Here is a 10,259-nt window from a genome sequence, read left to right on the forward strand (position 1 = left end):
GCTGCCGCCCGAACTGCCGCCGCTCGAGCCGCCGCTGCTGCCGCCCGAACTGCCGCCGCTCGAGCCGCCGCTGCTGCCGCCCGAACTGCCGCCGCTCGATCCGCCACTGCTGCCGCCCGAGCTGCCGCCGTTCGATCCGCCACTGTTGCCTCCCGAACCGCCCTGCCCGCTGTTGACCGTCGCCGGATCCGTCGCCAGCTTGCCCGGCACCAGGGTCGGCTCGAACCACTTGCTCAGCAGATCGTCCTTGAAGAAATCCAGCGCCCACTTCTCCTGGTCGCGGCGGTCCTCGGCGTCGGTGAAGGCTTCGACCTGGATGTCGATCACGCCGTTTTGCACCAGCGATTCGAACGCCGCGTCGATGCCGGCCTTGAACCAGGCGTACTGGCCTTCCAGGCTGGCGCTGAAGTGGTTGTAGATGCGTTCGAAATCGGCGGTGATGGTGACCCGCAGCGCCGGGCGCATCGCCAGGTACTTGAAGTCGTAGATCACCCCGATCGGGGTCATGCCGTCGCTGAGCGCCTGCTCCAGGATGGTCGCGCCCTCCGCCGACAAGGTCAGGCTGAAAGCGGCGCGGTTGGCCGCGTCCATCGACGGCACCGTGGCGCCGAGGATGTGCTCGACCGCGTTGAACGTGCCCGGCGCGGCCGGCTGCGCGGACGTGCCGCCACCGCCCTGGGCGTTGAGCGCGATGCATTGCACCGTGCCTTCCTCGAACGTCGCGCAGGTCAATCGCGCCGGCGGCACCACGCCGGGCTCGGCGTTGAGGCGACCGAGGATCTTCGACTCCATCGACGAGGGCAGTTGCAAGGTGGTGACGAAGGTGACGAAGCCGCCGCCCTTGACCGCGGCCGAAGCGTCGGCGACGCGGTACTTGAGGAAGCTGAATTCCTTGCGGCCGTCGGCCTGGCGCTTGGCCAGATCGACCGGGCCGGGCAAATACCAGAACTGGCTCTTGTCGGCGTGGTCGCGGAACACGGTGACGCCGTCGACGGTGATGGGTTTTTCCAGGCTGAGCATGACGAACTCCGATGGCTCTGCGGTGGGCGCGCGGGGCGCGGCCGTTCCTTGTTCTTGGTTCTTGCGGCGGACGGCTGCGCCTTCCCCCTTTCCGTCATCCCCGCGCGGGCGGGGATGACGCTGCCGTGAGCGGCGCGGCGACCGGCCGCTGCGTTGCTACGTCTGCGCCTCGATCAAGGCATCTTCAACACCAGATCGGTCGTGTCGTTCGGCGCCCAGTTCACGCTCTTGTTGGTGCCGTTCTCGAGCAGATAGCTGGCCTTGTACTCGTAGCGCATGCGCGCCGGGTCGAGGTAGTCGTATTCGAACTCGCCGCTGGCCTGGGCGTTGTCGAAGTCGAAGTCCTCGGCGAACGACAGCCCGCCGGCGAAATCCTCGAAGCGCAGCGAGACCTTGACCCGGCGCATCTTGCGCTTGGCGAAATCCACAGGCGGCTTGACGGTGACGATGCGCCTTCCCTTCATGCCGGCCTTGAGCATGATCCGGTTGCCGTTGGTGACCGACTCGGGAATCTCCTCCACGTCGCGCCCGTCCTTGTAGAGGATGCTGACGCTGTAATAGACGCCCTTGACCTCCGGATTGCGCAGGTCCACCGCGAACACCTGCGAGGCCGCGCCTTCCTGGAACGACATCTGCATCTCTTCCTGGACGTTGTTGGCCTTGTCCGAGTAGCGCAGATCGACGAACACTTCCTGCACGTCGTTCCAGTTGAAGTTCGGAACCACCTGCACCACGCGCCGGGTCGGGAACGGGTTGCGCACGCTGACCTGCGGCTCGTCCAGCGGCGCCCAGTCGCGCACGGTGTCGCCGCCGCTCAGGCCGTGATAGACGATGCGCACCTCATAGCCGGTCTTGGCCGGATCCATCACGAACATCTTCCAGGCGCCGGACGGCGAATCCTTGGTCAGGCGCACCAGATCGTTCTGATTGATCTTGTTGGCCGGGTCGCGATAGCGCAGGAACACGTCGACCGAGCTGTAGCGCTCCCACGGGAAGTTCTCGGCCAGCACCGGCACGGTATTGATCGCGTACAGGTCGCGCGGAATGATCTCGATGTTCTCCACATCGAAGCTCTGCGGCTTGGACTTGAGCCTGGTCGGCCGCTCGGCCGCGTCCACGCCCTTGAAGCTGACCTCGTACTCGACCTGCACGTCGCGCTTCATCTGGCCCTTGTCGAGCTGGCTCAGCCATTCGAAGCTGGCATCGCCCTGGCTGGCGCCGAGCAGCGCGTTCTGCGCCTTGTCGCCGTAACGCACCCGCACGTTGATGCTGCCGATGTCGTCGGCGGCCAGGTCGGCGCGCGAGATCACCTTGACCCGGCGCTTCTTGAAGAAATCGTTGTCCAGGCTGATCTGCTTGACCAGCCGGTCGCGCGGCACGCCGCCCTCGCGGATGGTCTTGAACAGCGCCGCCAGATGGCCCTGCGGATAGATCGAACGCTTGACCGCGACGCGCTCGGAGAAGTTGACGTTGAGCTTCTTCTTGTCGACGCGCTTGTAGTCCATGCGCTTGTAGCTGAAGCTCGGCAGCAGCGCGCCTATCGGCCCGCCGGCGGCCATCGCCGCCGAACGCGAGGCGAACTTGCCCAGCGCGTCCAGGCCGGCTTCGAAATCGGACTTCTTCTCCGGCGTCCACGGCGGCAGGCTGGGCTGGAAGAACGCATCGGTGACCATGTTGCGCACCTGCGCCAGGGCGGCGTCGCGGCGGTCGATGATGCCCTTGGTGTCCTCGCTCTCGGCGACGAAGGTGTCCGACTCCAGCACGATCGCCCGGCTCTCCACCAGCTCGTCCACCGCCTTGCCGATCTCGGTGGAGAAGAAGATGTTGCCGCCGGAGAAGCTCTCGTCCATGTGCTTTTGCACCCGGTCCCAATCGATCTTCAGATTGATGTTGTAGGCCGGGCGCAGGCCGAGGAAGTCCAGCGAATAGATCACCGCCACCGGCAGGATCTCGCCGCCCAGGCACTGCTCCATCACGGTGTAGCCGTCCTGGTCCAGTCGCACCGAGAACGCGGCCTGGTTGGCGCCGTACAGCGCCGGCTTGGCCGACTGGTCGATCTTGAGCACGAACTGCGGCCCCGCGCCCGGCGTCGGTGCGGTGTCGCCGGTGGCCTTGCCGAGCATCATCAGCTTGACCGCGCCGTCTTCCAGCGGCACCGGCGCGATCCGCGGCTTGTTGCGCAGGTTTTCGCTGTTGGCGATCTCGCGCGCCAGGTCGTCGATCTGCTTCTGGCTGGCGCCGAGGTTGCAGTCGAAATTGAGAAAGCCGCCGGTGCCGGCGTCGCCGCGGAAGCCGATCAGCAGGAACTGCGGAACGTCCAGGCCCAACGCGTTGTCGCGCACCGTGGTCAGGTGCGGGTTGAGCGGCATGTAGTACCACTGCTCGGGATCGGCGTGGTCGGGGAAGACCGAGATGCCGTTGATCTCGCGGCTGCGGCTGTCGAGGAGAAGCATGATCGGACTCCTTCCGGATCAAGCGAAAAGAAGAGCAGGCGAAAAGAAAAGCCGGCGCGCGGCGGCGTGGCCGCGCGCGCCGGGGTCGCGGCGGGCTCAGGCGGCCGGCAGTTCCAGGAACAAGGTCATGTCGTCCTTGGTCTGCGGGCCGACCACCTTGCGGCTGCCGTCAGTGAGGAAGTAGGTGACGGTCGCCTTGTACTCCGGCGCTTCGCCGTCGGTCAGCGGCAGCTTCCAGCTCTTCTCCTCGTCGCCGGGCTTGAAGCGCAGGTCGATGCGCTTGGTCCCGTGCGCCAGCGACACGCTGACCAATTTCAGCTCGTCCCAGTTCAACAAGTCCGGAACCACCGAGACCTCGAGCTGGTCGAGCTTCTTGCCGACCAGGATGGTCGAGCGCGTGGCGACCTTCTCGGCTTCTTCCTTGCTGGTGCCATCGGCGAACAGCGTGGTGACCGAGTACTTCACCTCGCCCAGGGTCTCGTCCACCACCGGGAAGGTCCAGTCGAACGAGGTCATCTCGCTGGACAGGGTGACGACGGTCTTCTGGTTGTACTTGTTGGCCGTATCGCTGTAGCTGGCATCGACGGTGATCGAGGCGATCTCCTCCGACAGGTTGCCGGCGGCGCGGAAGCTGACGGTCTTGGTCGAGGAGAACGGATCGTCGACGTACAGCTCCTTGGCCTGCTGCTTGTCGGTCTTCTTGATCTGGCGGCCGTCGGCGAGCGTGTACAGGAACTCCAGGTCGATGTCTTCGGTGCGCGGCTTGCCGATGATCTTGCGCAGCTGGAAGGTCGGCGTGTCCTTGGTCATGTTGAACTTGGCTTCGACCGGCTGCTTGCCGTGCTTGTAGCGCACTGTGATCTGGGTGCGCGGCACCTGGGCGAAGTCGAGATCGCCCGGGCCGATGTCCAGCGCCAGCACGCCGAGGTCGTCGACGTTGATGGTCAGGTTGGTGTCGTCGGTCTTGATCTCCTCCGACACCTGCTTGAACGTCGCGCCCTTGTAGTTGACCGTCACCTGGTAAGTGAAGTCGCGCTTGCCCTCGTGCACGAACGCCTCGAACTTGGCGACGTCATCAGGTTTAGTGAACACGAATTCCTGGACCTTCTTGTTCGGCCCGTACGGATAGCGGATCTTGACCTCGACGCTGTGGATCGGCAGGTTGGCGAAGTCGGCGTTGACCCGCATCACCACCTGCACGGTCTTGAGGAACTCGTCCAGGTTTATCTTGGAGTAGTAGTCCTCCCACTTCAGCGGCTTGTTCTTGTCGTCCTTGAGCGAGGTGATCGTCGGCAGCATGCCCTGCGGGTTGCGGTTGACGATGACCGCCTTGGCCTCGCTCCACTCCACCCGCACGTTGGCGATCTGCGACTTGTTGATGGTGCGACGGATGTCCTCGATGCCCGAGCCTTCGCGCAGCTCCTTGGTGTTGGGATCGACTTCGGCGATCTCCTTGAGCATGTTGCGCTGGACCGCCGCCTCGAGCTGCTTGTTGATGATCGCGCGGATGTCCGACTCGAGCTTGGCGTTGTCCTCGGCGCTGAGGTTGGGCGCCTGCACGAACTCGAAGTGGGTCTTGGTGACGTCGTTCTTGTAGCGGCTGGAGTTGACGACCTCGGTGTAGCTGTCCTCGCTCCAGAAGTTGTCCTCGGTGTTGATGTCCTGGAAGAAGCTGTAGAACTCCGACGCGTTCCAGGTGCCCCAGGCCTTCATCTCCGGCAGGCGCATGTAGCAGTTCATCTTGTAGACCACCTGCACCGCCGAAGCCGAACCGGTGCTCAGGGTCTCCTTGAAGATCGCCGTGCCCAGCTCGGACAGCTCGACCATGAAGGAGGCGATGTTCTTGCCGTAGATCGAGGGCTTGCCGGCGCCGCGGATCTTCTCCACCAGCGCCCCGCCCTCGCTGAGCAGCAGCTCGACGGTGCCGTCGGTCCACACCACCGGCGCGATCGCGACCTTGGGCGCGGTCTTTCCCTTGTACTTGTCGGCCAGCTTCTTCTGCAGTTCGTCGGTGATTTTCTTCTGCACGTCGGCCGGCACCGACAGCTCGGTATCGAAGGCGATGAAGCCGCCGAACTTCTTGCCGCCGTCCTCGCGGATCTGGCCGTATTCGACGAAGCGCATGGCCAGGCCGCCGCTGGCCATCTTCGCGAAGGTCGGCGCGTTGGGCATGATGTAGTAGGTGAAATCGTTGGCGTCGTCGCCGTACACCACGTGGTCGAACAAAGTGTCGACGTTGTCGATCTTAAGCATGGACTTGCTCCTTATCCAAAGGTCCTGAAGCGTTGCGTTCCCCGGCGCGCCTTCCGTTGCGCCGCGTCGGTGTCGTGTCGGTCCTGGTCCGCTTGCGCCGCCACGACACGGGCGAAGCGCGATTCGCGTTTGCCGCGCGATGCGATGGCGGCTCGATTCTTCCAACGCCGATCACAGTTTTCGCCGGACACACAAAAACACAGGTTTTCTCGAAGTCTTTTGCGGTTTTCCCGGGCGCGAATCCTCCCGCCGGCGCGCCTTGGCGAGGGCGCGCCGCTTGTTCGGGTCGAACGGATCCGGCGCGCGCCGAATGCCGCCGGCCGCGTGCGGGGTCGTTCGTTGATGTCGCGGCCGATGCCGCCGGCGCACGTTCGCGCCGCTGGGATCGGCAACCCGGCTGCGCCGGCGTTCGCTCAGCCGGCCCGCAGCCGCGCCGCGGTCCAATGCCTGCCTGCGCCGCGCCGCGCGGCGGATCGCTTCATGGCTTGGGCAACCCCCAATCCGCGGCGTCGCCCGAATACGACCGCGCGCGCGGCTCGCCGCCGCCGCTGTCGGTTTCGAACTGTTCGCCGTAATACAGCTCCGCGCGCAGGCTCGCTTCGCCCTGCGCGTCGCGCAGCGCCGTCTCCACGCTCAGCGACCGCTCGTTCTGCGCGCTGCTCGCGCGCCGCACCGCCGGCGCGTCGAGGGTTTCGTATCTCAGCTCCAGCCAGCCGCGTTCGCCGCCGAGCGCCTTGCGCACCTTGGCCGCCTGCTCGGCGCTGAGCATCAGATTGAACGCGGCGTGATACGGCGGCGCGCCCGACGACTGGGTCTTGGCCAGTTCCTCGAAACCGCCGGCGCCGTCGCCGAGCATCAGCCGCACCGTGCCCACCTGCACCGGTTCGGGCGACAGGCTCAGCTGCGCCGGCGGCAGCTGCGCGCGCGCGGCCAGTTCGGCGCGCACCGCGTCCAGCGTTGTCGCCGGCACGCCCCAGCTCGCGGTCAGCGCGAGCATCGTCGCCGGGCCGGCGGCGATCAGGCTGAACTGCGCGCGGCCGTCGCCGCCGCGCGCCAACCCCGGCGCGCGCGGGCGATAGCGCCAGGCGCCGTCGGCATCGCGCGCGACCAGCACGCCCTGCACGTCCTCAAAACCGTCGTCGCCGACGGCGCGATCGTCCTTGTCCGCGTTCATGTCTTCGTTCTCCCCAGTGGCAAACGTTCAAACTCAGTTCGTCGCAGCCGCCAGCGCGGCCTCGCTGCTGCGCAGCCGCAGCGGCGCGTCGGGCTGCAGCACCGGCGACCACGGCGCCTGCGCATGCCAGCGCCAGCGGTAACCGCTGCGGAACGGCGACAGCGCCAGCCAGCCGAACGTCTGCTGCGTGCGCGTACGCAGGAAGCTCAGACGCTTGCGCCGCGATGGATCGTCGATGCCGTCTTCCGGCGCGATCTCGATCGCGCACTGGCGCGCGTCGTCGTCGAAGTCGCAGCTCAGCGCCAGCTCGCGCGAGCCGCTGCCGTCGAAGCTGAAAGCGTCCAGGCGCAGGCTGTCGGCGGCCAGCGGCGCCATCGCCCGCTGCGCGCCGTCGCGACGGGCGCGCGCGACCGCGCGGATCGCCGCGTCGTCGACGTCGAACGGCACCGCGAAGGCCAGTTCCGGCCGCGCCGCGTCGAGCGTTGCGCGCGCGCTCCAGGGCTTGCCCTTGCGCGTGCCGAAGCACTCGACTTCGATGTCGGCCTCGCCCAGGAACGCCGGTTCTGCCTCCACCGGCAGCCAGCGCAGGCCGAAATCCTCGATGCCGACCAACAGGTGTTCGCGCTCGCCGCTGCGCAGCGGGCCCTTCAAGGTTTCGGCGCGGCCATCGCTGAGCAGCACCGCGTTGGCCTGCCATTGGTAAGCCAGCGGCTCGCTCGGCGACAGGCGCAGGTCCAGCGACACCGGCTTGTCCGACGCCGCCAGCGGCGCGGTCGCCTTGAGCGTGAACATGCGCGCCGGCGGCTTGGCCGGCACCTGCACCTCCACTTGCGCCGACGCCAGCCCGACCCGGCGCGGCGGCAGATTGGCGCGCACGCTGAGGCTGCGCCAGCCGCTGGCCAGCGCGCGCACGTCGAAGCGACGCACCACGCGGTCGTGCAGTTCGCCGGCCGGGAGCGTGCGCAGCGGGCCGAGCGGATCGGCCTCCAGCGTCAACAGCCGCGGCGCCAGCAAGGCGTCGGCCAGATTCCATTGCACCCGGCCCGCGGCCATCGCCGCCGGATCGAACGCCAGGCGCACGCCGACCGGCGCATCGGCCGGCGACGGCCGCGGCGCGGCGAAGCGCGCGGCGATGCGGTCGAGCACGGCGTCGGCGAGGGTTTCCTTGGCGATCTCGCCCGAATTCTCGGACAGGCCCAGGCCGAGCAGATGCGGCGCATCGATCAAACGCTGGCGCAGCAGCACCGCATCGATCTGGTCGCCGCCGCCGGCCAGCGCGCGCACCGCGGCGAGCAACTGGGCCGGATCGAAGCTCAGGCTCAGCGGCACGCGCTCGGCCACGCCGCGCACGCGCAGCCACGCGCTCGCGCCGACCGCGAGCAGGCCGCGCTGCAACGCGGCGACGAACAGATCGGTGCCGGCGCTGTCCAGGCGCACGGCGAGGTTCAACGCGCCCAGGCTGGCCGCGTCCAGCGCCAGCAGGTCGCCCAGCGCCGGCGGCAGGTCCAGCGCCTGCACCGCGTTGAGCCGCAGCCAGCCGCCGTCGACCGGCATCGGCGCCAGCTGCGCGCGCGCGCCCAGGTCGAACGCGGCCTGGCGCGCCGCGTCCAGGCCGAAATCGGCGGCGAAGACCAGCGACAGGATCGAATAGCGCGCCAGCGCGTCGCCGCGGTCCTGCTGGACGATGTCCAGGCGCAGCGGCGCTTCGCCGTCGCCGCGCTGGGCCGCCAGCGCCTGCGGCGGCAGCAGGAAGCGGCCGGGCTGGTCGTAGGCGGCATAGGCGCGGCGTTGCGCGATGGCCAAGGGCGAACGCCAATCGGGGCGGGCGGCGAAGGACATGTCAGAGCGCCGTCACGAACAGCACGCCGGTGTCGTCGACAAGCCACGGCGTGGTCGGCGTCTTGTGTCCGGACTTGTACACCACCGTCTTGCGGTATTCGTAGCGCCCTTCGCTGTCCTTGCGCAGCAGGATGTCCATCAGCGGCACCGGCACCTCGATGTCGACGCTGAGCGTGCCCGCGTTCAACACCACCCGGCGGTTGCCGCGGAACTCGATCACGATGCTGAGGATCTCGCCGCCTTCGCCGCCGCTGTTGGCCAGCACGTCCGGCGCGGTCATCACCGTCACCGCGCGCACGGTTTCCTGATCGATGCTGTCGTCCAGGGTGTACTTGAGGATGGCCTCGCCGTCGGGCACCGCGCGCACCGAGGCGGTGTTGAAGATCGCGTCCGCCGGCAGCGGACCGGCCGGCGGCGTCGCCGGCTGGACCACGAAGTCCACGCTCTGCTCCGGCCCGATCTCCACCGGCTGGCTCAGGTCCAGGCCTTCGATGCGGCCTTCCACCAGGCCCTCGCCGCGGGTGATCCACACCGGCAACCGGGTGATGCGCAGCGCGCTCTCGATCGCGTTGAGCAGCTTCACCGTCACCGCGCCGGTGGCCGGGTCGGGCGTTTCGATCGAACGGAACAGCTCGCCTTCCATGTCGGCGAAGTTGAGCTTGACCGGCACGGTGACGTTCTCGTCGACGCCGGTGGCCACCACCACGCTGCCCTGCAGCAGGTTGGACGCGCCGCCGGCGGCCATGAGCACGCCGAACACGTCCTGGAAATCCTTGAACTCGAAGCGCTCGTTGACGGTGAAGCCGTTGTCCCAGTCGATCGTCGCCGGCACGGTTTCCGAGCGCACCGCGCCGTTGCGCAGCAGCGCCATCTGCAGGCTGGAGGCGGCGCGCAGCAGGCGCAGTTCGAACTCGCGCGTGGGATTGTCGGCGCTGGCCGGCACCTTGTCGGCAAGCGCGCGGCGCGCGGCCAGCAGGCGCTCGCCGTCGGTGACCGGGCGCACTTCGCAGGTCAGGTCGACCATCACCTGATCGGCATTGGCGCCCTGGTCGACCTGGAACACCAGCGCCGGCGCGTGCGGCGCGTCGCTGCGCCGGGCCAGCTTGAACGCGTCGGGCAGGTAATAGATCCGCGCGGGATCGTTCAGATCCTGGAAGTAGGCGTGGGCGCGACCGGTGTCGGCGGGATAGCGCAGCGAATGCACGGTCCAGCGCGGCGCGCGCTGGCCGCCGGAGCTGCCGGCCGGATAGATGTACGGATGCAGTTGCGGCTCGAACTGCAGGGCGATGCTGCAGTCCTGCAACTGCCTGGATACGTCGTAGCGCGGCTCCGGCGCGGGCTGCGGCTGCGGCTCGGGCTGCGGTTCGGGCAATGGGCGCGGGATCGGGAACGGCCGCGGCTTGGGATCGAACGACCGGCGCCGCCACACTTCGTCGCCTTCGATGATCGACGCGCCGCCGCCCGGGCGCAGCATCGCCGCGGCGATGCCCGGCGGCGGCGCGATCTTGGCCGCGGCGGCC

At 68.0% G+C, this 10,259-nt stretch carries 6 protein-coding genes; all 6 read right to left on the reverse strand.

Annotated elements, in window-relative coordinates:
* A partial coding sequence (locus A7A76_RS10885; protein ID WP_206411204.1) for a hypothetical protein occupies nt 1–1,020 on the reverse strand: 1,020 nt, incomplete at its 3' end.
* Nucleotides 1,021–1,193: 173 nt separating this feature from the next.
* Nucleotides 1,194–3,473, reverse strand: coding sequence for a hypothetical protein (locus A7A76_RS10890; protein ID WP_206411205.1), 2,280 nt, complete (start codon nt 3,471–3,473; stop codon nt 1,194–1,196).
* A gap of 96 nt (nt 3,474–3,569) precedes the next feature.
* The gene (locus tag A7A76_RS10895) at nt 3,570–5,726 is read right to left on the reverse strand and encodes a hypothetical protein (RefSeq protein ID WP_206411206.1); all 2,157 of its coding nucleotides are present in this window, start codon (nt 5,724–5,726) and stop codon (nt 3,570–3,572) included.
* Nucleotides 5,727–6,204: 478 nt separating this feature from the next.
* Nucleotides 6,205–6,900: a hypothetical protein gene (locus A7A76_RS10900; protein ID WP_206411207.1), complete on the reverse strand. Its 696-nt coding sequence runs from the start codon at nt 6,898–6,900 to the stop codon at nt 6,205–6,207.
* A 33-nt stretch (nt 6,901–6,933) separates the two neighbouring features.
* Nucleotides 6,934–8,739: a hypothetical protein gene (locus A7A76_RS10905; protein ID WP_206411208.1), complete on the reverse strand. Its 1,806-nt coding sequence runs from the start codon at nt 8,737–8,739 to the stop codon at nt 6,934–6,936.
* Nucleotide 8,740: 1 nt separating this feature from the next.
* On the reverse strand, nt 8,741–10,259 hold a 1,519-nt coding region (locus A7A76_RS10910), incomplete at its 5' end, for a hypothetical protein (protein ID WP_206411209.1).

The sequence above is a fragment of the Lysobacter enzymogenes genome (genome assembly GCF_017168095.1).
Taxonomy (GTDB): domain Bacteria; phylum Pseudomonadota; class Gammaproteobacteria; order Xanthomonadales; family Xanthomonadaceae; genus Lysobacter; species Lysobacter enzymogenes_D.